The organism is Rhodococcus sp. PvR099, from assembly GCF_017833315.1.
Lineage (GTDB): Bacteria > Actinomycetota > Actinomycetes > Mycobacteriales > Mycobacteriaceae > Rhodococcus_G > Rhodococcus_G oryzae.
Window position 1 is genome coordinate 3,321,650 of the sequence record NZ_JAFIBV010000001.1, and the last position, 25,623, is coordinate 3,347,272.

At 70.7% G+C, this 25,623-nt stretch carries 28 protein-coding genes and 1 riboswitch; of the genes, 14 read left to right on the top strand and 14 right to left on the bottom strand.

The window, feature by feature from the left end; all coding sequences use genetic code 11:
- From JOE46_RS15150 to JOE46_RS15160, 3 genes are all read left to right on the top strand, one after another.
- Nucleotides 1-2,301: a serine/threonine-protein kinase gene (locus JOE46_RS15150; RefSeq protein ID WP_374102896.1), complete on the top strand. Its 2,301-nt coding sequence runs from the start codon at nucleotides 1-3 to the stop codon at nucleotides 2,299-2,301.
- Between the two features lie 113 nt (nucleotides 2,302-2,414).
- Nucleotides 2,415-2,951: a DUF2231 domain-containing protein gene (locus tag JOE46_RS15155; RefSeq protein ID WP_097212906.1), complete on the top strand. Its 537-nt coding sequence runs from the start codon at nucleotides 2,415-2,417 to the stop codon at nucleotides 2,949-2,951.
- 33 nt (nucleotides 2,952-2,984) lie between these two features.
- Nucleotides 2,985-3,428: a hypothetical protein gene (locus JOE46_RS15160; RefSeq protein WP_097212905.1), complete on the top strand. Its 444-nt coding sequence runs from the start codon at nucleotides 2,985-2,987 to the stop codon at nucleotides 3,426-3,428.
- A gap of 10 nt (nucleotides 3,429-3,438) precedes the next feature.
- Here JOE46_RS15160 and JOE46_RS15165 read toward each other — a convergent pair whose 3' ends face one another.
- The 5 genes from JOE46_RS15165 to dacB are packed head-to-tail and all read right to left on the bottom strand — an operon-like array spanning nucleotide 3,439 to nucleotide 8,886.
- Nucleotides 3,439-4,773 (bottom strand): amidase, encoded by a 1,335-nt coding sequence (locus tag JOE46_RS15165; protein ID WP_097212904.1) that lies wholly within the window; start codon nucleotides 4,771-4,773, stop codon nucleotides 3,439-3,441.
- Between the two features lie 17 nt (nucleotides 4,774-4,790).
- Nucleotides 4,791-5,345 carry a hypoxanthine phosphoribosyltransferase gene (hpt, locus tag JOE46_RS15170; RefSeq protein ID WP_097212903.1) on the bottom strand — a complete coding sequence of 185 codons (555 nt, stop codon included), beginning with the start codon at nucleotides 5,343-5,345 and terminating at the stop codon, nucleotides 4,791-4,793.
- 51 nt (nucleotides 5,346-5,396) lie between these two features.
- On the bottom strand, nucleotides 5,397-6,410 hold the full coding sequence (tilS, locus tag JOE46_RS15175) for a tRNA lysidine(34) synthetase TilS (RefSeq protein WP_097212902.1): 1,014 nt from the start codon (nucleotides 6,408-6,410) through the stop codon (nucleotides 5,397-5,399).
- Entirely contained in the window at nucleotides 6,407-7,483 is a 1,077-nt protein-coding gene (locus tag JOE46_RS15180) for a zinc-dependent metalloprotease (protein ID WP_373560275.1), read from the bottom strand. The genes tilS and JOE46_RS15180 overlap by 4 nt, the downstream gene beginning before the upstream one ends.
- Complete coding sequence (gene dacB / locus JOE46_RS15185; protein ID WP_269589503.1) at nucleotides 7,468-8,886, bottom strand: D-alanyl-D-alanine carboxypeptidase/D-alanyl-D-alanine-endopeptidase; 1,419 nt, start codon at nucleotides 8,884-8,886, stop codon at nucleotides 7,468-7,470. Before dacB ends, JOE46_RS15180 begins: the two co-directional genes overlap by 16 nt.
- A 117-nt stretch (nucleotides 8,887-9,003) precedes the next feature.
- Here dacB and JOE46_RS15190 point away from each other — a divergent pair, with 117 nt between their 5' ends.
- Nucleotides 9,004-9,495, top strand: a complete 492-nt coding sequence (locus JOE46_RS15190) for an inorganic diphosphatase (RefSeq protein WP_031939457.1) — start codon at nucleotides 9,004-9,006, stop codon at nucleotides 9,493-9,495.
- 108 nt (nucleotides 9,496-9,603) lie between these two features.
- Entirely contained in the window at nucleotides 9,604-10,257 is a 654-nt protein-coding gene (gene lexA, locus JOE46_RS15195; RefSeq protein WP_097212899.1) for a transcriptional repressor LexA, read from the top strand.
- Between the two features lie 60 nt (nucleotides 10,258-10,317).
- Here the strand turns inward: lexA and JOE46_RS15200 are convergent, their stop codons facing one another.
- The 3 genes from JOE46_RS15200 to JOE46_RS15210 all read right to left on the bottom strand — a co-directional run bounded on the left by JOE46_RS15200 (nucleotide 10,318) and on the right by JOE46_RS15210 (nucleotide 13,516).
- Nucleotides 10,318-12,015, bottom strand: coding sequence for an MDR family MFS transporter (locus JOE46_RS15200; protein WP_209927743.1), 1,698 nt, complete (start codon nucleotides 12,013-12,015; stop codon nucleotides 10,318-10,320).
- Nucleotides 12,012-12,569: a MarR family winged helix-turn-helix transcriptional regulator gene (locus JOE46_RS15205; RefSeq protein WP_257017583.1), complete on the bottom strand. Its 558-nt coding sequence runs from the start codon at nucleotides 12,567-12,569 to the stop codon at nucleotides 12,012-12,014. Before JOE46_RS15205 ends, JOE46_RS15200 begins: the two co-directional genes overlap by 4 nt.
- 119 nt (nucleotides 12,570-12,688) lie before the next feature.
- Nucleotides 12,689-13,516, bottom strand: coding sequence for a crotonase/enoyl-CoA hydratase family protein (locus tag JOE46_RS15210; protein WP_209927745.1), 828 nt, complete (start codon nucleotides 13,514-13,516; stop codon nucleotides 12,689-12,691).
- Nucleotides 13,517-13,642: 126 nt separating this feature from the next.
- On the opposite strand from JOE46_RS15210, the gene uraD reads away from it, so the two are divergent.
- Entirely contained in the window at nucleotides 13,643-14,164 is a 522-nt protein-coding gene (gene uraD, locus JOE46_RS15215; protein WP_209927747.1) for a 2-oxo-4-hydroxy-4-carboxy-5-ureidoimidazoline decarboxylase, read from the top strand.
- Here the strand turns inward: uraD and JOE46_RS15220 are convergent.
- Complete coding sequence (locus JOE46_RS15220) at nucleotides 14,158-15,123, bottom strand: helix-turn-helix transcriptional regulator (protein WP_179800625.1); 966 nt, start codon at nucleotides 15,121-15,123, stop codon at nucleotides 14,158-14,160. The two genes, uraD and JOE46_RS15220, sit on opposite strands and share 7 nt — an antisense overlap.
- 124 nt (nucleotides 15,124-15,247) lie before the next feature.
- Here JOE46_RS15220 and JOE46_RS15225 point away from each other — a divergent pair, with 124 nt between their 5' ends.
- Nucleotides 15,248-16,684, top strand: a complete 1,437-nt coding sequence (locus tag JOE46_RS15225; protein WP_097212892.1) for an amidase — start codon at nucleotides 15,248-15,250, stop codon at nucleotides 16,682-16,684.
- Nucleotides 16,685-16,723: 39 nt separating this feature from the next.
- Here the strand turns inward: JOE46_RS15225 and JOE46_RS15230 are convergent, their stop codons facing one another.
- Complete coding sequence (locus JOE46_RS15230; protein ID WP_097212982.1) at nucleotides 16,724-17,302, bottom strand: TetR/AcrR family transcriptional regulator; 579 nt, start codon at nucleotides 17,300-17,302, stop codon at nucleotides 16,724-16,726.
- A gap of 131 nt (nucleotides 17,303-17,433) precedes the next feature.
- Between JOE46_RS15230 and JOE46_RS15235 the strand changes: the two genes are divergently transcribed.
- The 5 genes from JOE46_RS15235 (at nucleotide 17,434) to JOE46_RS15250 (ending at nucleotide 20,402) form a co-directional block, all read left to right on the top strand.
- Entirely contained in the window at nucleotides 17,434-18,480 is a 1,047-nt protein-coding gene (locus JOE46_RS15235) for a hypothetical protein (protein ID WP_373560272.1), read from the top strand.
- A 61-nt stretch (nucleotides 18,481-18,541) separates the two neighbouring features.
- On the top strand, nucleotides 18,542-19,015 hold the full coding sequence (locus JOE46_RS15240; RefSeq protein ID WP_077043934.1) for a YbaK/EbsC family protein: 474 nt from the start codon (nucleotides 18,542-18,544) through the stop codon (nucleotides 19,013-19,015).
- A gap of 53 nt (nucleotides 19,016-19,068) precedes the next feature.
- Nucleotides 19,069-19,128 carry a putative leader peptide gene (locus tag JOE46_RS27135; RefSeq protein WP_374102921.1) on the top strand — a complete coding sequence of 20 codons (60 nt, stop codon included), beginning with the start codon at nucleotides 19,069-19,071 and terminating at the stop codon, nucleotides 19,126-19,128.
- A 64-nt stretch (nucleotides 19,129-19,192) separates the two neighbouring features.
- Nucleotides 19,193-19,744, top strand: a complete 552-nt coding sequence (gene dszD, locus JOE46_RS15245) for an NADH:FMN oxidoreductase DszD (RefSeq protein ID WP_077043010.1) — start codon at nucleotides 19,193-19,195, stop codon at nucleotides 19,742-19,744.
- A gap of 121 nt (nucleotides 19,745-19,865) precedes the next feature.
- Complete coding sequence (locus JOE46_RS15250) at nucleotides 19,866-20,402, top strand: winged helix-turn-helix domain-containing protein (RefSeq protein WP_077043011.1); 537 nt, start codon at nucleotides 19,866-19,868, stop codon at nucleotides 20,400-20,402.
- A 64-nt stretch (nucleotides 20,403-20,466) separates the two neighbouring features.
- Here JOE46_RS15250 and JOE46_RS15255 read toward each other — a convergent pair whose 3' ends face one another.
- The 4 genes from JOE46_RS15255 to JOE46_RS15265 form a co-directional block, all read right to left on the bottom strand.
- A complete protein-coding gene (locus JOE46_RS15255; RefSeq protein ID WP_097212891.1) occupies nucleotides 20,467-21,102 on the bottom strand; it encodes an LLM class flavin-dependent oxidoreductase in 636 nt (211 codons plus the stop codon).
- Between the two features lie 46 nt (nucleotides 21,103-21,148).
- Nucleotides 21,149-21,241, bottom strand: a complete 93-nt coding sequence (locus tag JOE46_RS27140) for a putative leader peptide (protein ID WP_354578721.1) — start codon at nucleotides 21,239-21,241, stop codon at nucleotides 21,149-21,151.
- Between the two features lie 9 nt (nucleotides 21,242-21,250).
- Nucleotides 21,251-22,525 (bottom strand): aminotransferase class V-fold PLP-dependent enzyme, encoded by a 1,275-nt coding sequence (locus tag JOE46_RS15260; RefSeq protein ID WP_209927749.1) that lies wholly within the window; start codon nucleotides 22,523-22,525, stop codon nucleotides 21,251-21,253.
- Between the two features lie 47 nt (nucleotides 22,526-22,572).
- Nucleotides 22,573-22,688, bottom strand: a riboswitch (SAM riboswitch).
- A gap of 134 nt (nucleotides 22,689-22,822) precedes the next feature.
- Entirely contained in the window at nucleotides 22,823-23,104 is a 282-nt protein-coding gene (locus tag JOE46_RS15265) for a hypothetical protein (protein ID WP_097212889.1), read from the bottom strand.
- Between the two features lie 295 nt (nucleotides 23,105-23,399).
- On the opposite strand from JOE46_RS15265, the gene JOE46_RS15270 reads away from it, so the two are divergent.
- Together JOE46_RS15270 and JOE46_RS15275 are read left to right on the top strand one after the other, a co-directional pair.
- Nucleotides 23,400-24,473, top strand: coding sequence for a Glu/Leu/Phe/Val dehydrogenase family protein (locus tag JOE46_RS15270; protein ID WP_097212888.1), 1,074 nt, complete (start codon nucleotides 23,400-23,402; stop codon nucleotides 24,471-24,473).
- 76 nt (nucleotides 24,474-24,549) lie between these two features.
- Nucleotides 24,550-25,581 (top strand): oxidoreductase, encoded by a 1,032-nt coding sequence (locus JOE46_RS15275; RefSeq protein ID WP_209927751.1) that lies wholly within the window; start codon nucleotides 24,550-24,552, stop codon nucleotides 25,579-25,581.
- The last annotated feature ends 42 nt before the right edge of the window (nucleotides 25,582-25,623 follow it).

The following is a 25,623-nucleotide window of genomic DNA, read 5'->3' on the forward strand; positions in this document are numbered from 1 at the left end:
GTGACGAAACGGACCATTCGACCAGCACCGGACCCTACGGTCGCGGCGCAATCCTCGCCGGACTCGACGGTCGCGGCGCAGTCATCGCTGGACTCGACGGTCGCGGCGCAGTCCCCGGTCGCCCGTTTCACGGCCCAGTGGGAGACGACCGGCACTCCCCCGAATCTCGCGGACTACCTCCCCGACGAGCGGGCGGACCAGCGGCGCGGCTCGTTGATCGAACTGATCAGGGTCGACCTGCGATACCGATGGCTCGATTACGACAAGCCCAAGAGACTCGCCGCCTATCGCGAGGAGTTCCCCGAGCTGAAGTCCGAGCCGCTGCCGCCCGAGCTGATCGATGAGGAGTTCCGCCTGCGGCGCCAGAGCGGGCTCACCGTGGAGGCCAGCGACTACTCGCGGGACTTTCCGGAGGAGTCCCACGTGATCGAGCAATCGCCGATTCCCGGCGACGAGAAGTCCACGCTGATCGCGAAGCCCGCCGCGGAGACGGCGCTCGACGACATCGACGTCGGCCAGCGGGTGGACGACTTCGACCTGTTGATGGGTCTGGGACGGGGCGCGTTCGCCCGGGTCTTCCTCGCCCGCCAACTCTCGATGCAACGCCTGGTCGCGGTGAAGATGTCCCACGACCACGGCACCGAACCGCAGACCCTGGCCCAGCTGGACCACGACTACATCGTCCGGGTCTTCGACCAGCGGGTCCTCGACGAACACAAGCTGAAACTGCTCTACATGCAGTACGTGCCCGGGGGCACCCTGCTCGGGGTGCTGCGGCGGGTCCAGGCGATACCGCCCGAGGACCGCAGCGGAGAGCTCCTGTTGGACGTGATCGACGATGCGCTCGAGGCCAAGGGCGAGATCCGGCCTGCCGATTCCAGCGTCCGGCCCGAGATCGCATCCCTGAGCTGGCCGGAGACCGTCGCGTGGCTGGGCCGCCGACTGGCGGAGGCACTGGACTACGCGGGCAAACACGGCGTGCTGCACCGCGACATCAAACCGGCGAACGTGCTGCTCACCGCCGACGGGGTGCCGAAGCTCGCCGACTTCAACATCAGCTTCAGCGACACCGTGGCCGGCACGAGCCCCGTCGCGTATTTCGGCGGGTCCCTGGCCTACATGTCGCCCGAACAACTCGAGGCCTGCCATCCGGGCCTGCCGGGCACGGCGAGCGACCTCGACACCCGCAGCGACATCTTCGGGCTCGGGGTGATGCTGTGGGAGTTGCTCACGGGCACGCGCCCCTTCGACGACTCCGAGGCGGGCGGCCAGTCGGAGAAGTCGCTGGAACGGATGCTGGCGGTCCGCGAGCGCGGCGTCGACGCGGAGGCGCAGGCCCAGCTGCCCTCCGACTGCCCCGCCGCCATGAAGCGGGTGCTGCTGACCTGCCTCGCACCGGACCCGAGCCGCCGGTGGTCGACGGGTGCGGAGCTGGCCCAGCAGTTCGAACTGTGTCTGGACCCGCGGGCCCGGGACCTCGTCGACCCCGATCCGCGGAGCTGGCGGATGCGGCTGCGACGCCTGGTGGTCCCGATCACCGTGCTGGCGGTGCTGGTCCCGAACGTGCTGGCGAGCGTCTACAACTACCACCACAACAAATCGCTGATCGTCAGCAACCTGTCACTGGAGGCCCAGCAGAAGTTCGAGCAGGTCCAGACCGTGATCAACAGCATCGCGTTCCCGATCGGCATCGTGGTGGTGCTGTACCTGAGCCGCTATCCGATGCGGATGCCGCGTGGGCTGCGCAAAGGCCGGACGTATGACAAACAGACGCTGGCGAAGGCTCGAAGCGACACCCTGCTGCTGGCCGACCGGACCGTGCTCGTCGTCTTCGGGATGTGGTCGGTGGCCGGAATCGCGTATCCGATCTCCCTGCAGGCCGTCGCGGGTGAGATACCGCGGGACGCCTACATACATTTCATCGGCTCGCTGATCGTGTGCGGGGCGATCGCGGTCGCGTACCCGTTCTTCCTGGTGACCTTCTACCTGATGCGGTGCATCTATCCGATGATGCTGCCGCAGGGGATCACCAGCAGCGACGACGCCCGCAAACTGCGCGGGCTCAGCAGGCGCAGCGTCCGTTACCTGGCGCTGGCCGCCTCGGTGCCGCTGGTCGGGGTGGCCGGGGTGACCTTCCTGTCCTCCGACGAGATCACGTCCGTGATCGTGGCCGTCCGGGTGCTGTGTGTCGGGGCCATCGCCGCCTTCATCGTCGTGTACTGGCTGTTCCGGCAGTTGGAGAAGGACCTGCGCGCGCTGGAGCGGGTCGTCTCGCACGAGCCGGCGACCCGGTCCACATGACCGGCGCAGCCGTGAGGTCGTAGCCGAGATTCCCTCGGCCTCGCGTCTTGACCGACGGGTGAGCGAGGAACAGGCTGATAGGTGAACCTGCAGACCAGTGGGTCGGTGAATGCATGTCTGAGCAAGCAGATCACGGAAAGCGCCCGGTGAGCGCGGTACTCGCGGGGCCGTACGGGCATCCTTTCCACCCGATCCTGGTGACGGTGCCGATCGGTGCGTGGGTCAGCAGCCTGGTGTTCGACGTCTCTTCCCGAATCGTCGGGGATCCGGGCTTCCTGACCAAGGGGTCGCTGTGGCTCATCGCGATCGGCGTGCTCGGCGCGCTGGCCGCGGCGACGATCGGATTCCTCGACCTGATGGCCATCCCCACGGGGACCCCGGCATTCCGAACCGGTGTGACGCACATGTCGCTGAACCTCGCGGTCACCGCCTCGTATGCGGTGAACTTCGTGTGGCGCCACGCCGACCACGGAACCCCGGACGCGGTGGACATCGGCCAGCTCGCGCTTTCCGCGGTGTCGCTGGCCGGGTTGGCCGCCGCGGGCTATCTCGGCGGCCGGCTCGTCTTCCGCGACGGGGTGCGGGTCGCGGACGAAGCGACCCAGGCCGACGCATTCGAGCACCGTTCCCGACTCGACCGGCACCCATAGACCCGATCCGTCCACCCCCGCATAGGAGATGACATGGGTATCGCAGCTCTCGTGACCTGGCTACTGACGGCCGCAGGAGGCTTCTACCTACTCGCGACCTGGATCGCCAAAGGCGGTGTGCGGCAACCACGGACGAGCCATTTCCCGCCCGCCGTGATCTTCGGGCATTTCCTTCTTGCCGTGATCGGGTTGGTCGTCTGGATCGTGTATCTCGTCGTCGACGAGGACGCCCTCGCGTGGACAGCCTTCGTGCTGCTGCTCCCGGTTGCGCTCCTCGGTTTCACGATGCTGATCCGCTGGATCCCCGTCTACCGCGCGGCCGGGGTGAGCGCGGGGAACGGCGGGGCTTCGGCGCCGGGCTCGGCCCCGAACGGCGCGCCGGAGAAACACTTCCCGGTGGCCGCCGTCGCCGGCCACGGGACCTTCGCTGTCGTCACCGTCGTCCTGGTGCTGCTGACGGCCCTCGGCGTGGGCTGACGCCGCGCCGTCAGCTCGGCGCCGTACGCTCCCACGGCCGCAGGCGCTCCAGCTGCGCCGCCACCGACAGGATCAGCGCCTCCCCGCCGGGCGGGGCCGCGATCTGCACGCCAAGCGGGGTGCCCGACTCCGGATGGATCCCCACCGGCACGCTCGCCGCGGGCCAGCCGACCAGGTTCCACAGCGACGGGAACGGGGCATAGCGGATGTTGGCCGCGAGGTTGGACAGCCAGGACTTCTCGCTCCAGCGCAGCGCCTCGATCGGGAACCGGGCAAGCGTCGGGGTGATCACCACGTCGGAGTCGGCGAAGACCCGGCGCAACGCGGCGTCCACCTTCCGCACCTGCGCGGGGTCGACGAATCGGGTCAGCACGCGTCCGACGGCGACGTGCCTGCGGGTCCGCGGCTGCAGCAACGCCGGATCGAGTCCGGTCGCGTCGGTCGCGGCACCCCCCATCCAGCGCGCCAAGATCACCAGCGGGTTCGCCGGATAGGGCAGCCGGGCCGTCGCGAGGTGGTGGCCTGCCCCGCCCAGCACCGCGGCCGCGCTCTCCGCGCCCGCCCGCCAGTACGGATCGACCCGCACCAGCGGCAGCGGCGAACCGGTTGCCACCGCGATCCGCAGCGGACCGGGCTCGGCGACGGTCGCCAACTCAGGGCGGTCCGCCATCACCGACAGCATCAGCGCCGCGTCCCCGACCGTCGTGGCCAGCGGGCCGTTCTCGGCCATCCCGAACCAGGAGTCGACACCCAGTTCGGCTGGCACCACGCCGAGGCCGGGCTTGATGCCGACCAGCCCGCAGCAGGCGGCGGGGATCCGGATCGAGCCCATCCCGTCCGCCCCGTGCGCCGCAGGCACCATCCCGGCCGCGACCGCGGCCGCCGAACCACCGGAGGAACCGCCGGTCGTCCGGCCGGGGTTCCACGGGTTCCTGGTGACGGTGTCCGGGGTGTCGGTGCTCCCCCACAGGCACAGCTCCGGCACCGATGTGAGACCGACAACGACCGCGCCGGCCGCACGTAGGCGCGCGACCACCGGATGATCCGCGGGCGAGGGCTCGCGGGAACTCGCCCTCGAGCCGTTGCCCAGGGGATGCCCCGCCACCGGGACGTTGTCCTTGACCGCGATCGGGACACCCGCCAGCGGCAGCGCGGCGAGGTCGGAGCGCTCTCCGACCGCGTCGGCCTCGGCCAGGGCCTGCTCGGCGCGGACCGTGACGAACGCGCCCAGCCCCGGATCCCGCTCGGCGATCCGGGCCAGGGCCGCATGAACGGCGTCGCGGGGGGTCAGCGCGCCGGAGCGCACCTGCGCGGCAATGGCAGCAGCGGTCAGATCCGTGGACATGCCACGAGTATGGCCTGTCAGCCGCCGTAGACCGTGGGTTCGAGCGTTCCGATGTACGGCAGGTCGCGGTACCGCTCGGCGTAGTCGAGGCCGTAGCCGACGACGAACTCGTCGGGGATGTCGAAGCCGACGTTCGCGACCTCCACGTCCACCTTGATGGCGTCCGGCTTGCGGAGCAGGGTGACCACCTCGAGCGAGGCGGGGTTGCGGGTGCGCAGGTTGCGCATCAGCCAGGAAAGCGTGAGACCGGAGTCGATGATGTCCTCGACGATCAGCACGTGCCGTCCCGCGATGTCCTTGTCCAGGTCCTTGAGGATCCGGACGACACCGGAGGAGGAGGTCGACGAGCCGTAGGAGCTCACCGCCATGAACTCCATCTGGGTCGGGATCGGCAGGGCCCGCGCCAGGTCGGTCATGAAGAAGACCGCGCCCTTGAGGACGCCGACCAGCAGCAGGTCGCCCTCGGGTGCGCCGACCGGATAGCGCTCGGCGATGATCCCGGCCAATTCGGCGATCTTGTCCTGGATCTGTTCCTCGGAAATCAACACCGATGCGATGTCGCCTTCGTACACGGCGCGAATCCCTTCATTTCGACTGACCTGGTCATGGACGGAACTGTTCATTCACCGGTCCGGGCCGATCGCTGTCAGCCCGAGCGTTAGCCTGCCATGCCGCCGCGACAGCACCAACCTGGCTCCCGGGCGACCCCCGCCGATCGCGACGCCGCCCTGCCCGCGCCACCGCCCGATCAGGTCGTCCGCGGCCCGCAGCTGCCGGTCGGTCAGGTCCCTGGCGCCGTTCCCGAGCAGCCACAGACGCAGCACCCTGCGCCGCACCGCCGGGTGGATGTCGACCAGCTCGGCCACGTCGAGCCCGCCCACCGCATCGGCGGTGTCGACCCCGCCCGACCCGGCGTCGGCGAGCACCCGGACCGCGATCGCATCGAGCACCTCGCCGTCCTCGCGCAGCTGGTCGGCGGTGCGGGCCAGCGCCTGCGCCACACCGCCGCCGAGGATCTGTTCGAGCAGCGGCAGCGCCTCCGAGCGCAACCGCACCCGGGTGAACTCGGGACTGCGGTTGTGCGGATCCCGGTACGGGTCGAGCTCGAGCTCCTCGCAGGCCTTGGCCGTGACGCCGCGGCGCACCATGAGCAGCGGCCGACCCCATGGCGCGTCGAAGTCGCGCATGCCGGCGAGCGAGCGCGGTCCCGAGCCTCGGGCCAGCCCGAGCAGGACCGTCTCCGCCTGATCGTCGAGGGTGTGCCCGAGCAGGACCGGCCGGTCTGCCCGTGCGGCGCCGAGCGCCTCGTACCTGGCGCGGCGGGCGGCGGCCTCCAGCCCGCCGTCGCGGTCGACGCTCACCGTCAGCACCCGCGCCGATGCACAGCCGAGTGCCAGGGCGCGGGCGGCGGCCTGCTCGGCCACCGCCGCCGAGCCCTCCTGCAGCCGGTGGTCGACCACGAGGGCATGCACCGGCCCGGCCTCGGCGACCGCGGCAGCGGTCAGCGCCAGCGAGTCGGCCCCACCGGACAGGGCCACCGCGACACCCGTGCCGGCACCGTGCGCGGCGACCCAGCGCCGGACGGCGTGCCGCACCTCCAGCAACGCCGGTCCCTCGGGCAACGGCGGCCGGCTCATGCCAGGACCCGGGCGATCCAGCTCTCGGGGTCGTCGATCTCGGCGAGCAGCGGCAGGGTGTCGGGTCCGGTCCAGATCGCATTGAACTCGGCCATCCCGACCCGGCCGACGACGGCGTCGACGAAGGCCTTGCCCCGCACGTACTGGGCCATCTTGGCGTCCATCCCGAGCAGCGCGCGGACCAGTCGTTGCAGCGGGTTCACCTGCCGGGCGCGGCGGCGGTCGAACGCCCGCCGGATCGCCACCACCGACGGGACGACTGCGGGCCCGACCGCATCCATCACGTGGTCTGCGTGCCCCTCCAGCAGCGTGCCGAGCATCAGCAACCGGTCGAGGGCGGCCCGCTGCGACTCCGTCTGGGTGGCGCGCAGCAGCCCGAGCACCCCGCGGTCCTCGGGCGCGGCATCGTCGCCCCTGCGCTGGCGGAGCACCGTGGTGAGCCTGCCGAGCAACTCGGCGACGGACTCGTCGCCGCCCTCGCCGATCGCACCGACGTTGTCCCGCATGTATCCGGCCAGCCAGGGCGAGGAGGAGAACTGGACCCGATGGGTGACCTCGTGCAGGCACACCCACATCCGGAAGTCGCTCGGCACCACCTTCAACGCCCGCTCGACGCTGACCACGTTGGGCGCCACCAGCAGCAGCGTGCCGTGCTCGCCGGTGAAGGGGTCGTACTGGCCGAGGATCGCCGAGGACAGGAACGCGAGCATCGCACCCGCCTGCAACCCGGCTGGCACACCGCCGAGCAGGCCGCGGTCGGTGACCGCGTCGTCCCCGGTGAGGTTGGCCATCGATCGGGCCGCGGCGCGGACCCAGCCGGCCCGGTCCACGACCTGCGCCTCCGGGACGGGCAGCCCGTCGGCCAGCCCGGTGACGTCCCTGACCGGTCCCTCCGCACGGATCGAGGCCGCGGACAGCTCCGCGACCGCCGCTTCCGCGGAGTATCTGGTGGTACTCGGGCCGGGCTTGGTCAGCCGCACCCCGGTTCGGGAAGCCAGGTCCCAGTCGACGACGCCGGCGAATCCGCCGGATCGTGGAGAGTTCGCCGCCTCGCGGCTCACAGGCACCCGCAGGATCGCAAGGCAGACGCGATGGCGTCGAGAGCGGGGCGACTGACCTCCGGCGGTCGGTCATTGGACATCAGCGCGAAGGTCAGTACCCGGTTGTCGACGTCGGTGACGTAGCCGACGAGCGCGCTCGCGTTGGACAGCGTCCCGGTCTTGGCCCTGACCCATCCGGCGCCGCGTCGATCGCCCGAGGCGTAGCGGTCGGACAGTGTCCCGGTGGCCCCGGCCACCGGCAGGTAGTCCAGCATCGGCCGCAGCCGCTGGTCGGCGTCGCCCGCGGCGTCGGTGAGCGCCTGGTCCAGCAGCCGCGCCGGGATGCGGTTGTCCACGGACAGCCCGCTGGCGTCGTGCAGCGTCATCCCGTTGGTGTCGATGCCCGCGGAGTCGAGGGTCTGGCCGATCGCGGTGACCGCGCCCGCGAACGAGGGTTCGGTCCCGACCGCGATGGCGATCTCCCGTCCGATGGCCTCGGCGAGCACGTTGTCCGAGTGGCCCATCATCTGGGCGAGTCGGTCACGCAGGGCGGCGGATTCGACGGAGGCCAGCGGCGCCGCGCCCGGCGGCGCGATCCCGGGGGTGACCTTGGCGGGGTCGACGCCGAGCGCGGCGGCCAGCGCGCGGCCCGTGTCCAGGGACGCGGTCGCGGTGCGGGGCGACTCGTCCTCGAGCGGGTTGAGTCGCCCTCCGTCGAGCATCAGCGACTCGATGGGCGCGATGTAGCCGGCTCCGATGTCCGCGGGGAACCAGCCCTGCGCCATGGTCGGCCCGGCGTAGGCGCTCGTGTCCACCACGATGCTGTCCACCGGGGCCCCGGCGCCCCGGATCTGGGCGGCCAGATCCTCCACGCGCGGCGCGCCCGGGTAGAAGCCGGGCTGGCCCGCCGGCTGCGCGGTGAGGGTGGGATCACCGCCACCGATCAACACGATCTGGCCGGGCACGGCGCCCTGCACCACCCTGGTGGCCACCCGGTGCTCCGGGGGCAACGCGAGCAACGCCGCCGTCGCGGTGGCGATCTTGGTCGTCGACGCCGGGGTCATCGGAACCTCGGGACGCTGGCTCCAGAGCACGGTGCCGGTCGCCGCGTCGGACACGGCGCCGGTGAAGTTGCCGAGACCTGGGTCGGCCAACGCGGCACCGAGAACGGCGGCGAGGGCGGCGGGATCGGGGACCGGGGCATCCGTCGGCACCGGCGCGACCTTGGGGTCGGGCAGGATCGGCGGCGGCTCCGGCATGGTGGTGGTCGCCGCGTCGGCGGAGGAGTCGCCGTCGAATCGCTGGCCGGCGAACACCGCCGCGCCCGCGCCAACGACGAGGACCAGCCCCGCGGACAGGAGGAGCCGGACCCGCTTGCGCCGTCGCGCCGCCAAGGACCCCAGCTTCCGGTCCTTGGATCCGAGCTTTGCCAACACCCCTCCGTTTGTTTTCCGGCCCGCCGCTGCGCCGCAGGTCCGTCTATTGCCTCCACATTATCCCGGACGGGCTACCCTGACCCCGCACCATCCACCGAGACAAAGCGAGGAAGAGGCGTGGAGTTCGACGTCACCATCGAGATCCCCAAGGGTCAGCGCAACAAGTACGAGGTCGATCACGAGACCGGCCGCGTCAAGCTGGACCGCTACCTCTACACCTCCTTCGGCTACCCCGCCGACTACGGCTACATCGAGAACACCCTCGGCGAGGACGGCGACCCGCTCGACGCGATGGTGCTGCTGCCCGAGTCGGTCTTCCCCGGCGTGATCGTCGAGGCCCGCCCCGTCGGCATGTTCAAGATGGTCGACGAGGCCGGCGGCGACGACAAGGTGCTGTGCGTGCCCGCCGGCGACCCGCGCTGGGATCACATCCAGGACCTCGCCGACGTCTCGCAGTTCGAGCTGGACGCGATCAAGCACTTCTTCGTGCACTACAAGGACCTCGAGCCGAACAAGCACGTCACCGGCGCCGACTGGGTCGGCCGCGCGGAGGCCGAAAAGGTCATCACCGAGGCCGTCGAGCGGCTGAAGGCCAACGGCGGCCACTGAGCTGAGGGTCCTCTGGACCACTGAATCACCGAAAGTGTGGGATCCCACCCGGTTTCCGGGCGGGATCCCACACTTTTCTCGTCGTAGGCCTTCACTAGGATTCCCGAGGTGAACGGATACGACGATCTCGACCACCTCGACACCTCGGCGCTGCCGCCCCGCCAGCAGCGGATTCTGGCCGTCATCCGGGACTTCGTGGTCGAGAAGGGGTATTCGCCCAGCACCCGGCAGATCGGGGACGCGGTGGGCCTGCGGTCCCCGTCGACGGTGTCGAAGCACCTGAAGAGCCTGGAGGAGAACGGCTTTCTGCGGCGCGGCGACTCGGTGTCGCGGCCGATCGACGTGCGCCTGTTCCTCCGGGGATCGACGACGCGGGAATCGGCGAAGGACTCGGTGCAGGTGCCCGTGGTCGGTGACATCGCGGCAGGCACCCCGATCCTCGCCGAGCAGCACGCCGACGACATGCTTACCGTGCCGCGCGAACTGGTCGGATCCGGCACGGTGTTCGGCCTGCGCGTGCGCGGCGATTCGATGGTCGACGCCGCGATCCTCGACGGCGACATCGTGATGGTTCGGCAACAGCACGAGGCACATTCGGGCCAGATCGTCGCCGCGATGATCGACGGCGAGGCCACCGTCAAGGTGTACCGGCGCCGGAACGGGCACACCTATCTCGAACCGCGTAACCCTGCCTACCAGGTCCTCGACGGCGACGAAGCCGTGGTGCTGGGCAAGGTCGTCTCGGTGATGCGCCGAGTCTGAACGACGCACTTGAGTGGTCTCGCCCGGCAGCCGGGCGAGACCACTCATGCACGTTTCGGCCTATTCCTCGCCGTCGCCGTTCTCCTTGCGGGCGGCCGCCGAGGCCGCCAGTCCCCCTGCCGTGCGCAGCGGGACCTCCTTCCAGAAGAAGACCAGCACCAGTCCGACCAACGCCACGCCGGTCACGGACAGGAACACCGTCGACATCGACTCGGAGAACCCGACCTTGAACGGCTGGGCCAGCACCGGGCTGAGCTGCTGGATGATCGAGCTGTCCTCGAGGACCCGACCGGCCGAGGTGACGTCCTGGCTCGCCAACCCGGTCGACAGCGCGACATCGGCAGGGTTGGCGCTGTGCAGCCCGTCCACGACCGCCTGCTGGAAGGCCGGATCCTTGGCGGCCGAACGCAGCTCGTCGCTGATGTTCGGGGTCAGCTGCGTGAACAGGATCGACAGGAACACCGCGACGCCGAGGGTGCCGCCGATCTGGCGGAAGAAGGTCGCGGCCGCCGTCGACACCCCCATGTCCTGCGGGGGCAGCGCGTTCTGGATCGCCAACGTCAACGGCTGCATCAGGTTGCCCAGACCGAAGCCGGTGATCGCCATGAAGACCATGACCAGCGGCAGCGGCGAATCCGCGTGCACGAAGTGCAGCAGGAACATACCGAGGGTGAGCAGCGAGGCGCCGATCAGCGGGTAGGCCCGGTAGTGCCCCGTCTTGGAGATCCGCTGACCCGAGATGATCGAGCCCGCCATGAGTCCGAGCACCATCGGCAGCATCTGCATGCCCGCCAACGTGGGGCTCGACCCGCGGACCACCTGCAGGTACTGCGGCAGCAACGTGATGCCACCGAACATCGCGGCCCCGACGACGATCGAGATGACCACGCCCATCGCGAAGGTGGAGTTGCGGAACATCCGCAGCGGGATCAGTGCGGCGTCGCGCATCCCGCGTTCCACCAAGATGAACCCGAGCACGCCGAGCACGCCGATGACGTAGCAGGCGATCGAAAGGTTACTGCCCCAGCCCCATTCGCGTCCCTGCTCGGCGACCACCAGCAGCGGGACGATGCCGATCGCGAGGACGAGCGCGCCCCACCAGTCGATCCGCACCCCGGGACTGCGGACCTTCGGCAGGTGCAGCACCTTCGAGACGACCGCCAGCGCGAACACGCCGATCGGGACGTTGACCAGGAAAACCCAACGCCAGCCGTCGATTCCGAGGATGGTCTCCTGGCCGGCCAGCAGGCCGCCGAGCACCGGCCCCAGCACGCTGGACGTGCCGAAGACCGCGAGGAAGTAACCCTGATACTTGGCGCGTTCGCGCGGACCGACGATGTCGCCGAGGATGGCGAGCGCCAACGACATCAACCCGCCCGCGCCGAGGCCCTGGAAGGCGCGGAACGCGGCCAGCGCGTACATCGACTGGGCGAGGGTGCACAGCAGCGAGCCGAGCACGAAGATGACGATCGCGGCCATGAAGAACGGCTTTCGGCCGTACATGTCGGACAACTTGCCGTACAGCGGGGTGGAGAGCGTGGCGGTGATCAGGTATGCGGTGGTCACCCAGGCCTGCAGCGCGTAACCCTGCAGGTCGTCGGCGATCGTCCGGATCGCCGTCGAGACGATGGTCTGGTCGAGCGAGGCCAGGAACATGCCAAGCATCAGTCCGCTCAGGATGACCAGGATCTCGCGATGGCTGAACTCCCCGGCGGCAGGTGCGGGGGCGGGGGCGGTGTGTTCGGGCGATTTGGTCATCGGACACCCCGCTCCGCATCAGAGTCGCTCCGCAGGCTCCGCTCGGCGACACTCTCGCTCGGCAGGCTCCGCTCGGGTGTGAACAGTGGACGCATCCGCTCGTAGTCCGTCACGAACCGGTCCATCAGGCGCGCGAAGTCCTGCAGGTCCTCGATGGACCATTCGTCGAGCATCATCCCGAGCCGCTCGTTGCGCAGGGCGCGGATCCGGCCCGCGGCGGCCCGTCCTGACTCGGTGACGGCGAGCACGCTGGCCCTGCCGTCTGTGGGGTCGGCCTGGCGCTGCACGTGCCCGCGTTCGACGAGCTGCGCCACCTGGCGACTGACGGTCGACGGGTCGGTGTACATCGATTCCGCGAGCGCGCCCGACCGCATCGGGCCGTCCTTGAGCAGGCGGAACAGGCAGCCATAGGCCGCCGGGTCGATCCCGTCGGTGGACTTCGCGTGGGCGATGGTCCGCTCCCGCACCCGCTGCAGCCGAACCAGGAAATTGCCGATCTCGTCGGCGTATGGCTCGATCTCGTCTCGCATCCCGCGCCCCAATGCTTGCGTCACTCAACTAGTTTCTGGCCGCAAGTATGTGACGGGGCCACGCCGTTGGGCAAGCGACAAATGACGAGAACCCCCGTCCGGTTCGGCCGGACGAGGGTTCCCACAAACGGAGGGGAGGGAGGTCAGCGACCCTGGAAGTCCGGGGTGCGTTTCTGGAACACCGCGGCCATGGCCTCGCCGATGTCCTCGGAGGCGAGGAATGCCGCATTCCAGGCCGCCACGTACCGCAGGCTGTCGTCCACGCCCGCCGAACGGCGGTGATCGAGCACGTCCTTGATGCCGTGCACCACCAGCGGCGGGTTCGCGGCGATCTCGGCTGCGGTGGCGTGTGCGGCCGCCAGGACAGCGTCGGCATCGGCGAACACGTCGTTGACCAGGCCGATCTTCTCGGCCCGCGCCGCGTCGATGTCCTTGCCGGTGAGCGCGAGCTCACGCAGGTGGCCGTCGCCGATGATCGCGGGCAGCCGGGCGAGGGTGCCCATGTCCGCGACGATCGCGACCTTCACCTCGCGGATGCTGAACTTCGCGTCCGCGCTCGCGTAACGGATGTCGGCCGCGGTGACGAGGTCGACGGCGCCACCGATGCACCAGCCCTGGATGGCCGCGACGACCGGCTTGCGGCAGTCGGCCACGGCGTTGATCGAGCGCTGCATCTGCTTGATGTCCTCGTGGAAGGCGGTCCGCGGTGCGGCCTGTGCCTTGTCGCCGAGGACCGGCGCCATCATCGGGGCCATCGCCGCGAGGTCGAGGCCGAAGGAGAAGTGCTTGCCGGCTCCGGCGAGGACCACGGCCCGCACCTCGGGGTCGGCGTCCAGCTCGGCGAAGATCAGCGGCAGCTCGCGCCAGAAATCGGGACCCTGCGCGTTGCCCTTGCCGGGCCCGATGAGGGTCACCTGCGCGACGCGGCCCTTGCGCTCGACGGTGAAGGCATTCCAGGTCTGCTCGGTCATTACTCAAGAGTAACAATCCCCGGCGGCGCACGTTAAGGCTGCGCAAACTCCACCCGCGGGGTCTTTTCCGGGGTCAGACTGAAGCGCAGAATCGGCTTTCAGGAGCCGGGCGAGATCGGAGATGCCATGTTGATGCATCAGGGGATCGGACTCGACAGGTTCAACGCGCTGTCCGAGCGGGGCGCGGTGCACGCGCTGTTCGAGTGCTGCTGCTCGGCGACCTGGGCCAGGCATGTCGCGGCGGGCAGGCCGTACGGATCGCACCGCGAGCTGCTCACCGCGGCGGACTCCGAGCTGTTCGAGCTGTCCGAGGCGGACATCGACCGGGCGCTGGAGTGTCACCCCGGCATCGGCCGCCGGGCCCAGACCACGGCCTCGAGCCAGGAGCAGTGCGCGGTCTGGGCGCCCGACGAGGCCACCATGTCCGCGGTACTGGAGGCGACGGCGCGCTACGAGGAGAAATTCGGCCACGTCTACCTGTGGTGTGCCGCCGGTCGCGAGGCGACGGACCTGCTCGACGACCTGGCCCACCGGCTGGGCAACTCCCCCGACGCCGAGCAGAAGACCATGCTCGGTGAGCTCGCGAAGATCAACCGGAGCCGGATCGAGCGGATGCTCGGTCCGGAGGGCGGCTACCTCGACTACTGACGCGCGGGCACCGCGCTCAGCCCGACCCTCGTCGCGAACACGGCCGCCGCCGTCCGATTCGGCGAGCCGGTCTTTCGCAGGATGTTCTCGACGTGGGTCGCCACGGTGGCGGCGCCGACGCCGAGGGCGGCGGCGATCTGGGCATTCGATCGCCCGCCCGAGACGAGTACCAGCACCTCCAGCTCGCGAAGGGTCAACTCGGCGGGGGCCTCGACGCCGCGGTACCGGACCAGGGTGCCCGCCCGGACCGACTCCAGGCGCACCCGGAACACCTCCCCGTCGACGATCAGGATCCGGAACTCCGCGCCGGCCGCGCACTGATCCCGCCACGGCTCCCCCGCGCCGAGCAGACGCGGCGAGGCGCCCGCGGTGACCGGCCACGGCCGACCCGCGGCGTCCACCACGAAGGCCTCCTCGCCGGGCTCGACGCGAACCCGGCCGCCCTCTGCGCTTGCCAGCGGATCGATCGACTCCGCCAGCGTCTCCGCCAGCAGGGAGACCAGCGCGAGCGACTGGTCGTCCACGCCGTCCTCCGCGTAGGTGCTCAGGTTCAGCATCCCCACGTACCGCCCGTCCGGGGAGAACAGGCAATGGCTGAGCCCGTCCCGGTATCCGTGCACCCCGATGACATCGTCGAAGATCGCCCCATGCCTGCGGCCGGGCTCGATGTCGTGCAGCCGCAGCGGGATCCGGTGCTGCTGCAGATCGGCGAACAGGGGCAGATCCTGCATCCGCTGGTTCAGTGTCCTGGCCGCCTCCGGCGAATAGCCGAAGCTGGCCGACGTCAGGTGCTGCCGCCGCATCGGGTCCCAACGGGAGAGCGCCGCGTGATCGTGCGGGACCGCGGCGCGCAATGCGAACAGCAACCGGCCCGCCTCCGGAGCCCGCGCGCCCGCGCCGACCTCCGCGCGCAGACGCACGGCGGCTCCCAGACGCTCACGCGCGGACGACGCACTCATGGCAGGAGTATGCCCCGCCCCCGGCCGCGCCCACCGCGATTCACGCCTCCGCAAAACGACGGAGGCCGAGAACGCCGGCCCGCCATACCGTCCGCGGAACCCACACCACCACGAGGAGGACCGTATGGACATCGGTGAATACGCGGCACAGGACGCGACGGGCCTTGCGGCCCTGATCCGCGACCGGCAGGTCAGCGCGGCAGAGGTCGCGGCGGCCGCAGGACAGGCGCTCGACAAGATCGATCCGCAGTTGTCCGCGATCGCCGGCGAGCGGTACGAGGCCCCGCTCGGCTTCGACGAGACGGGGGTCTTCGCGGGAGTTCCGTTCGCGATCAAGGACCTCATCGTGCATGCGGCGGGCGTCCCGGCCCGCAGCGGCAGCAGGTTGTTCGGCCCGGGTGTCGTCTATCCGTACGACACCCACTTGATGGCCCGCTTCCGCCGGGCCGGCCTGGCCACGATGGCGACGACCACCTCGCCCGAGTTCGGCTTCAACGCCACCACGGAGGCGCTGGCCTACGGCGGGCCGACCCGCAATCCGTGGGATCTCACCCGTAGCGCGGGCGGCTCCAGCGGAGGTTCGGCCGCGCTGGTCGCCGCGGGCGCACTGCCGATGGCGCACGCCAACGACGGCGGCGGGTCGATCCGGATCCCGGCAGCGGCCTGCGGGGCCGTCGGCCTCAAACCGAGCCGGGGTCGGATCACCGCGGGGCCGGACTTCGCCGATCCACTCATGGGTCTCGGCGTCGAGTTCGCGATCACCAGGAGCGTGCGCGACTGCGCAGCGCTGTTCGACGCCGTGCACGGCTCCGAGCCGGGCGACCGCTACCTCTTCCCCGCACCGGAACGGCCCTTCGCCGAGCTGGCGCGGACCGGATCTCGGCGGCTCCGGATCGCCTTCACCACGAGCCCCGCCGACCCGGACCGCGCGGTGGACCCGGAGAGTGTGGCCGCGGTCCAGATGGTCGCGCAGCAGTTGTCGGAGCTGGGCCACGAGGTGCACGAGGCCGCGCCGTCGATCGACTCCGTGGCGTTCGACCGCGCAAACCTCGACGCCTGGTGCAGCTTCCTCGGCGATGCCGTGACGGGTGCCGCGGCTCAGCTGGGCCTGACCCCCGGACGGGAACACCTCGAGGCGACCACCCTCGCGTGCGTGGAGCATGGAAAGACGCTGTCCGCCTTCGACATCTACGCCGCCGAGCGGGTGTTCAACACCGTGACGCGAGAGGTCGCACGGTTCCTCACCGGGTTCGATGTTCTGCTGACGCCCACGACGAGCCGACCGACCATCCCGCTCGGCCGCCTCGACGCCGACGACCCCGCGCTGGACGCACGCGGCTGGTACGACCGGATCTTCGAGTACGCCTCGTTCACGGCGCTGTTCAACGCGACCGGGCACCCCGCCATCTCGCTCCCGCTCGCCCAGTCGACGCAGGGCTGGCCGATCGGCATGCAGTTCGTCGGCCGGTACGGCGACGAGGGGACGCTGCTGGCGCTGGCGGGCGACCTCGAGCGGGCGATGCCCTGGGCCGGCCGGCGCCCGCCGGTATCGGTGTACTGACCGCCCCACCGCGGTTGAGTGACCCCGTGAGGAGCCCGCTCAACCGCGGGTGGCGCTCGCGATCGCCCCGGCGAACAGCTCGGACACGGCCGTCTGAACAGCGCGCCGGTCGACCTGCTCGGGGTCGACCGCGTGCTCGAGCATCAGCCCGGAGATCAGCGCCATCAGCGTGATCGCGGTGTTGCGGGCGTCGAGGCGCCGCCCGACGCCCCAATCCGATGCCCGCTCGGCGATGAGTTCCTCGAGCTGGCCGCGCAGGTGCCGCCGCTCGCGCAGGTAGGCCTGCGCGATCTTCGGGTCCCTTGCGGCCTGCAGGCCGAACTCGAGCACGAGCAACGCCCAGCCGGGGTCGGAGACCAGCCAGGAGCTGATCGTCTCGCCGCCCCGCCCCGCGGCGGCGGTCGGACTGAGCCCCGCGATCTCGGCGAGCACCCGCCCGGCCAGCTCGAGGGACCGTTGCGCGAACAGCTCCGCGAACAGGTCCTGCTTGGACTCGAAGTTCGAGTACACCGCGCCCTTGGTGAACCCCGCCCTGCGGGCGATGTCCGCCAGCGTGGCCGCGGCGAAGCCGTTCTCGACGAACTCCTCGGCGGCCGCGTCGATCAGCCGTTGGCGCACCACGTCGCGTCCCGGCCGGGCGAGCGGGCCCGGCGGTGACGCAGCTCTCCCTTGACCTACCTCGTTCACGATACCTACGGTATTCAATACCGAGAGTATCGGCAAGGACGCGCCGCGAGAGCAAGGAAGCCATGACGACCACCACCACCACCGAACCGCACCGGTCCACCAGCCCGACCGACCGTTACAGCCCGCGGCAGATCATGGTCGCGGTGGTCCTTGGCGTGCTGCTGCTGCAGCTCGGCTTCATCACCAGCTACGTGGCCGCGTTCCACCAGCCGACCCCGCGCGACATCCCGATCGCGGTGGTCACCGAGTCCGGACTGCCCGACGGCATCGGCCAGCAGGTCACCGACGAGCTCAACGGCATCGACGGCCACCCGGTCGAGGCGCGCACGGCGGCGAACACCTACGAGGCGCGCTCGCTGATCCGGGACCGCGAGATCATGGGCGCCTACGTCATCAGCCCCGCCGGCACCGACACCCTCATCACCGCCAACGCCGCGGGCAGCTCGGCCGCGACCGCGCTCGAGGGCATCTTCACCGAGGTCGACACCGTCAAGCACCGCACGTTCGTCGTCCGCGACGAGGTGCCGGTCGCGGTGCACGACAACCGCGGCCTGTCCGGCTTCTACCTCTCGCTCGGCTGGGTGGTGGGCGGCTACCTGCTCGCCGCCGCCATCGGACTGCTCATCGGTGCACCGAGCACCCTGCGCGAGGCGGGCAAGCACATCGCGATCATGGCCGGATACGCCGCGGTCTCGGGATTCCTCGGCGCGCTCATCACCACGCACCTGCTCGGCACCTTCACCGGCCACCTGCTGCCGCTCTCACTCCTGGGCGCGGGGGTGGTCTTCGCGACGGGCATCTTCACCATGGGGCTACGGGCGGCCGTCGGGATCCTGGCAGTGCCGCTGGCGATCCTGATCTTCGTCGTGCTCGGGAACCCGAGCGCAGGAGGCGCTTTCGGTTCCAATGTGCTGCCGGGCTTCTACGCCGCCATCGGGCGCTGGATCACCCCGGGGGCAGGCACCGAGGGGGTGCGGTCGATCGTCTACTTCCAGGGCACCGGAGTCGGCCAGCCGATCGTCACGCTCGCCATCTACACCGTGGTGGGGGTCGCACTGATGCTCGGCTTCGCCGCCAGAACCAGCAGGCGCGCACCCGCAACGGCGTGAGTGCCGCGACACGTCGGCCCGGATGCCGTGCGCGGCCGCCGCGCCGGTCCTACTGTGGGGCATGGCCAGGCTCCTGCACCCGAACGCCGCCCACGTCGCGCGCGTCCTGATCTCCCGTGGCCATCACGGCGTGGTGGTCACCCAGGACGAGTCGACCCACACCGCGGAGGCGGCCGCCGCCGCGCTGGGGGTCGACGTCGGCGCGATCACGAAGTCGCTGGTGTTCCTGCTCGACGACGACCCCATCCTGCTGCTGGTCTCCGGCGCGCACAGGGTCGACATCGAGCACACCGGCAAGCGACTCGAGGGCACCCTGACCCGGGCACCCGCCGACACGGTCCGGGAGGTGACGGGCCAGCCGATCGGCGGCGTCGCCCCGGTGGGGCACCCGACGAACCTGCCCACCTACGTGGACGCGGCGCTCGCGCAGTACCCCGAGCTGTGGGCGGCGGCCGGCCATCCCGCGACCGTGTTCCGCACCACCTTCTCCGAGTTGCTCCGCATCACGGCCGGGCTGGCCATCGACGTCGACTGACCCGGGTCTTATAGTGGGCGAAACAGATCCCTGGAGGCGAAGTGACTGACGGAGTGTGGAGCCGCCGACACGTCGACCTGTGCCGCACCTCCGCGAGCCGGTGTCCGCGCTGATCCGACTCGTCGGCACGCACCCCTAGTGCGTGCTTCTCACGCAGCCGAAGATCCGGAGAATCCGTTGTCACAGCCACTCGAGAACCTGCCCAACGCGGCCACCCCCGAGGACCCGATCGGCATCACCGCCGACCAGTATCGGGCGGCGATGCGCCGTTACCCGGCGGGCGTCACCATCGTCACGCTCGACGCCGGGGCGGGCCCGGTCGGCTTCACCGCCACCTCCTTCGCATCGATCTCGCTGGACCCGCCGCTGGTCTCGTTCAACATCGCGCACAACTCCTCGAGCATCAAGGCGCTGCACGCAGCGGACTCGCTGGTGATCCACCTGCTCGGCGAACACCAGCAGCACCTCGCCCAGCGCTTCTCGCGCAGCGCCGACCAGCGCTTCGCCGACGAATCGCTGTGGAAGCGCCTCGAAACCGGCGAGCCGGTGCTGCACGGCACACCGATCTGGTTGCGCACCACCGTCCACCAGCTCATCCCGATCGGCGACCACACGCTGGTGATCGGGCTGGTCACGCGCGTGCACGACGAGGACGACGCGGAGGCGGCAGCGGCTCCCCTGCTGTACCACGACGGCCGGTACTTCCGTCCGACCCCGCTCGGCGAATGATCCCGGCGGCGAACACCACCATGCCCACCTCCACCGTCCTCTCCCCCGTTCGGAGTGAGTGTCGCAGCTGTCGTTGACCACGACCGGCGCACACCAACACACTCGAAATTGGGAGTTACCCATGGTTGATTCCGCACTGGGACAGCGGGATTCGAATCCCGACCTGATCCTCACCCTGCAGTTCAGCAATACCGGATCCACCGACCGGCAGCAGCTGGTCGCCCTCGCCAACGCACTCCGGGCGACCGCGCAGGAGCTCCTCCCCGGCGTCAGCACCCGGGCCCGGATGGACACCGCGCCTGCGCCTGCCGCCGCTCTCCCGAAGCCGACGGCCATCGACGCTCCGCTGGTCATCGACCTCCCGGCCCGGCAGGTGTTCACCCGCGGCGAGCCGGTCTCGTTGAGCCACACCGAATTCGAGATCTTGTCCCACCTGGCCCGGCGGCCGCGGGTGGTGGTCTCCAGGCGTCGGCTGCTCGAGCTGAGCGGCACCCTCGGCGAGCGGGAACGGGCGGGGCGCAGCGTGGACGTCCACGTCTCCCGGGTCCGGATGAAGCTCGGGCGCTACGGCTGGCTGGTGTCCACCGTCCGCGGCACCGGCTACCGCTTCGATCCCGACCCCCGGGTCCGCATCATCACCGAAACCGCGGCGGCCTGACCGACGAACGGCGGGAGCCATCGACCGGTGCGACCGGACGATGGCTCCCGCCGTCGGATACCCGCTATGACGCGAGAATGCTTCTGCCAGAGGTCAACCCGAACTGCCCGAGCACCTCGCCGAGCGCCGCCGACGGGCGGGTGACGCCGCGCTCGTGCAGCAGTGGCAGCACGTCGTCCACCACGCGGTCGAGCACTCGGGGCAGGACCAGCGGCAGCAGGGTCACCCCGTCGGCGACCCCCGCCGCGCGGATGTCGGCGATGAGCCCGGCCAGGCCCGATGCCGTCCCGACATAGGAGATCGAATCGGGCACCCGGACACCCCGGAGCCCACCGTCGAGCAGCGCCAGTTCCCTTCGCGCGGAACGTGAATCATCGCCGAGGAGCACCTCGACGTCGAGCAGCACGGTGACCGAGTCCGGGTCCCGGCCATCGGCCGCGGCGTCCGCCCGGATCCGGTCACGCTGTTGCTGCGCCCCGCGGAGGTCGTGCGCTCGGATGCGGACGACGGTGCCGGGAATCGCGGCGAGATCGAGCTGCGCGTCGGGGTCCGCGGGTGCGGTCAGGTCTACCCAGTAGTCGGTGAGCCCGAGCGGGATCCGGAAGTCGGTGTGCGCCGCGGACGCGGGGTGGTGACCGGCGCCGGACAATTCGACCGCGACGTGCAGCGGCCGGGTACGGAAAGACGAATCGATGGACATGGGTCTCCTCGAGAGATGCGTGCGAGCTGATGAGCTGGGGGCGAGCTCAGCCCAGACACATGCCCGACGCGGTACGGCAGAGATCCACATGCCGACGGCACCACCGGGCGTCAGTCGCCACAGTCGTCACGGGTGCCATGGCGCGAGTTTACCCGGCGAGGCCGATGGCGGGGCGGCGGCCGTCCACCAGTTCCCGCAGCGCCGCGACCAGCCGGTCCACATCGGTGGCGTGGCTGCCAAGGCCGAGGCTCGCCCGGACCGCGCCGTCCGGCCTGCCGAGCCGGGCCAGCAGCGGGTGCGCGCAGAACCGGCCGTCGCGGACCCCGATGCCGTGCCGGTCCGAGAGGTAGCTCGCCACCTCGCGGGGCGCGAATCCGTCGACGGCAAAGGTGACTATGCCGACCGAATCCGGCGAGTCGGACCAGATCCGGAGCAGCTCGACGCCGTCGATGCCGCGCAGCCCGTCGACGAGCCGAGCGCACAGGGCACGCTCGTGCAGCTCGGACGCCTCCTCGTCGAGGCCTGCCAATGCCGTGCAGGCCGCGGCCAGCGCCGCGACGCCGAGCACGTTGGGGGTGCCTGCCTCGTGCCGCTGCGGGGCCTGCGCCCAGTCGACGCCCTCCGCCGAGACGTCGCGGGTGGCGCCGCCGCCGACCAGGTACGGCTCGGCGGCATCCAGCCAGTCCCGCCTGCCGATGAGCGCGCCCGCCCCGAACGGCGCGTACAGCTTGTGACCCGAGAAGGCCAGGTAGTCGACGCCGAGCGCGGCGATGTCCACCCGCCGGTGCGGCAGCAACTGGGCGCCGTCGACGAGGATCCGCGCCCCGCAGGCGTGCGCGACCTCGGCGAGCCGGGCGATCGGCAGTACCTCGCCGGTCACGTTGGAGGCGCCGGTGACGGCGAGCAGCGCGGCAGGCTTGCTGCACAGTTCGGCGACGATCCGCTCCACCGTCTCGGCTACGGTGTCCGCGGACCGGACGACCCGCGCCCCGTTCTTCTTCCAGGGCAACAGATTTGCGTGGTGCTCGATGTCGAGGACGACGGTCTCACCGGGCACACAGCCGGCGAGCAGGTTCAGCGAGTCGGTGGTGTTCCTGGTGAACACCACCACGTCGTCGGACCGGGCCCCGACGAACCCGGCGACCACGTCGCGGGCTCCCTCGTAGCTGGCGGTGGACACCTGCGAGGCATAGCCGGCACCCCGGTGCACGCTGGCGTAGTACGGCAGCAACTCCTGCACCCGCGCGGTGACCTGAGCCAACGCCGGCGCGCTGGCCGCGTAGTCGAAGTTCGCGTAGGTGCAGGTCCCGCCGCCGGAAAGCGGGACGGTCAGGTCGGCCCCGGAGACCTCGGCGAACGGCCGGTCGGTGCAACGCTCGTCGGAGCGAACGGCGGTGGCGGTGGCGGTGAGAACAGCAGTCATCAGACATCCCTCGGTTTCAGGGACCCGTGTGCTTGTGGAAGACAACGAGCCCGCGCTTGCCGGGTCCGGTGTTGGACCACAGCCAGGTCGTCACCCGGGGCACCCCACCGCGGTGGAGGGTTGCCGGCCAGCAAGCCGGGGCTATCTGCTGGCACTCATGACCTACGGCGAGGATGGCAGTTCGGTCCGCGGGTTGTCAACAGCAAGGACCGGCTCGCGTGATCCGCGAGCCGGCCCCTGACGCCCGATGGCTTCTTCTGTTTCGTATGGAATACCGTGGTGTGCAGCCCCTTTGGTTCAGATCAGATAGGCCGCGAGGGACAACACCGGCACGGTGGGAGCCACCCCGACGCACGGCACCCCCAGCGCGCGCACGTGCTGCACCGCCGCCGCGTCTGCGGCCGAGCAGATCCCGTCGAGCACGTCCTCGGTGGCGATCGCGACGAGCAGGTCGTCGCCGAGCGTCCGCGTGGACTCCAGACCGTGCGCCGCGACCCACCGCTCGGCCTCGACGAAGGCCGCCGGGGTTCCGATGAACAGAACCCTCCGGAGCTGCAGCGGCGCCTGTGTTGTCGTCATGCGATTCCCTTTCCTGGGGTTCGGGTACGCAATCAACTCTCGTCGGGGGCGCCGCTCGTGTCTGTCCGCCGATCGGCGGGTCCGCCGGTGGAACCTCGGGTCCACCGATCGGTGGACAACTGAGCGCTACGTCACACAAGTGACCCGCGTCACCCCCGCCTACTGATCACTGCGATCAGCCAGAAATCTCACTATTGACTGTTCTGCCAGCCATATCGACTGTAGTGGCGACACACAGCGCACCTCGACACTGCTCTGAGCGCCACCCAGCCCAGCTATCGGAAGGACGTCAACGATGACCACCCTGGAAGCCCGACCCGTCACCCGCACCCCGCACGGCGGTTTCGACCACGAACACGTCGCCCTCGAGGCCGGTGCGCGCTCGGGCCTCCCGATCACCGTCGCCGTGCACTCCACCCGGCTGGGACCCGCGCTCGGCGGCTGCCGGGTGTGGCAGTACCCGAACTGGCAGGACGGCATGCAGGACGCGCTCCGGTTGTCCGCCGCGATGACCCTCAAGTGTGCGGTCGCGGGCCTGGACACCGGCGGCGGCAAGTCCGTCATCGCCCTGGCGCCGGGCGAGGTCCTCGACGGGGACCGGCGCCGCGCGGCCATGCTCGACCTGGCCGACATCGTCGACGGGCTCGGCGGCAGTTACCGGACCGCCGAGGACGTCGGCACCAGCGCGGCCGACATGCAGATCGTCCGGGAACGGACCGCGCACGTCTTCGGCCTGCCCACCGCCACGGGCGGAATCGGCGAACCGGCCGAGCCCACCGCGGTCGGCGTCTACTCCGCCCTGCGCGCGACGGTCGATCGGGCCTTCCCCGGCGCCGGCCTCGCGGGCCTGAGGGTCACGATCAGCGGGCTCGGACAGGTCGGCTCTCGGCTGGCACGCACGCTCGCCGCGGAGGGCGCGGTCCTCACGGTGAGCGACATCGATCTCGGCAAGCGGGCGCTGGCCGAGGAGATCGGCGCCAAGTGGGTCCGGCCCGAGGACGCCCCATTCGTGCCCGCGGACCTCTTCGTCCCTGCCGGTGTCGGCGGTGTGCTCACCGACGAGGTGATCGACGGACTCGACTGCCGCGCGGTCGTGGGTCCGGCCAACAACCAGCTCGCGCGCCCGGACGGCGCGGATCGCCTGGCCGCCATGGGGATCCTGTGGGCACCCGACTTCGTCGCCAACGCGGGCGGCGCCCTGTTCGCGATCCTGGCCGACGGCGAGAACCGGGGCTACGACGAGGTCCTGGCCCGGGTGAATCTCATCGGCAGCACCCTCGGCGAGCTGTTCGACCGGGCCGAGCGCGCGGGCATCACCCCGCTGGCCGCCGCACACGCGGCCGCGGACGAGCGACTCGGTCGCGGCTGAGCGCATCTCCGGGCGTGGTGGCGCGGTCGGCCGTAGGGTCGGGCACGAGGACCGCGCCGCAACGTCTGGAGAAGCCATGCCCGAATCCGAGCCGCCCGAATCCCACCGACGGGACCCCGGCCCGGTCATCGAGGCCGGGCGCGCGGCCCGGCGGCCGCTCGTGAAGCCGCGGTTCGGGGTGGCGGACCTGCCCGACCAGCGCGGCCGGACGATCATGGTCACCGGCGCGAACAACGGTCTCGGGCTGCAGGCCGTGACCACGCTCGCGGGCGCGGGCGCCCGAGTGGTGCTGGCCTGCCGCGACCTCGAGCGCGCCGCGAGCGCGCTGGAATCGGTCCGGGCGGCGGGTCGCGCCGCCGGATCCGCCGCCGAACACGTGCTGGTCCGGCTCGACCTGTCGGACCTGGCCTCGGTGCGGGCGGCGGCCGCCGAGACCGCGGCGGCCGTGGGGTCCGTCGACGTGCTCATCAACAACGCCGGGGTGATGGCGATCCCGAAGGGCACGACGGCCGACGGGTTCGAGACCCAGTTCGGCACCAACCATCTCGGCCATTTCGCGCTGACCGACGCGATGCTGCCGCTGCTCCTGCGGGCCGAGGCACCGCGGGTGGTCACCCTGGCGAGCATCGCGCATTACGGCGGGACCATCGACCTCGAGGACCCGAACTTCGACCGACGCCCGTACGAGCGCATGGCCGCGTACCGGCAGTCCAAGCTCGCGAACCTGATCTTCAGCGCCGAGCTCGCCCGGCGGGCCGCGGCCGCGGGTAGCCCGCTGATCTCGATCGGCGCGCACCCCGGTGTGGCCGCGACCAACCTCTTCGACTCGATGCTGCCGCCGATCCCCGGACTCGCGTCGCTCACCCGGCTGGGCATGCGGATCGTCGTCAACAGCGAGGCCGACGGCGCGCTGAGCCAGCTCTACGGCGCGACGATGCCCGACGTCGAGAACGGCGACTACCTGGGCCCAGAGGGTCTGCGCGGCATGCGCGGACCCGTGACCCGGTGCGGTCGCAGCCAGAGCGCGCGGGATCCCGAGCTGGCGCGGGAACTGTGGGAGCTGTCCGTCGAGATGACCGGTGCCGACTTCGCGGCGCTGCGCCCATGACGCCGATTTGATTCGCGTCCTGATCCGCGGTTTCCTGTCGCC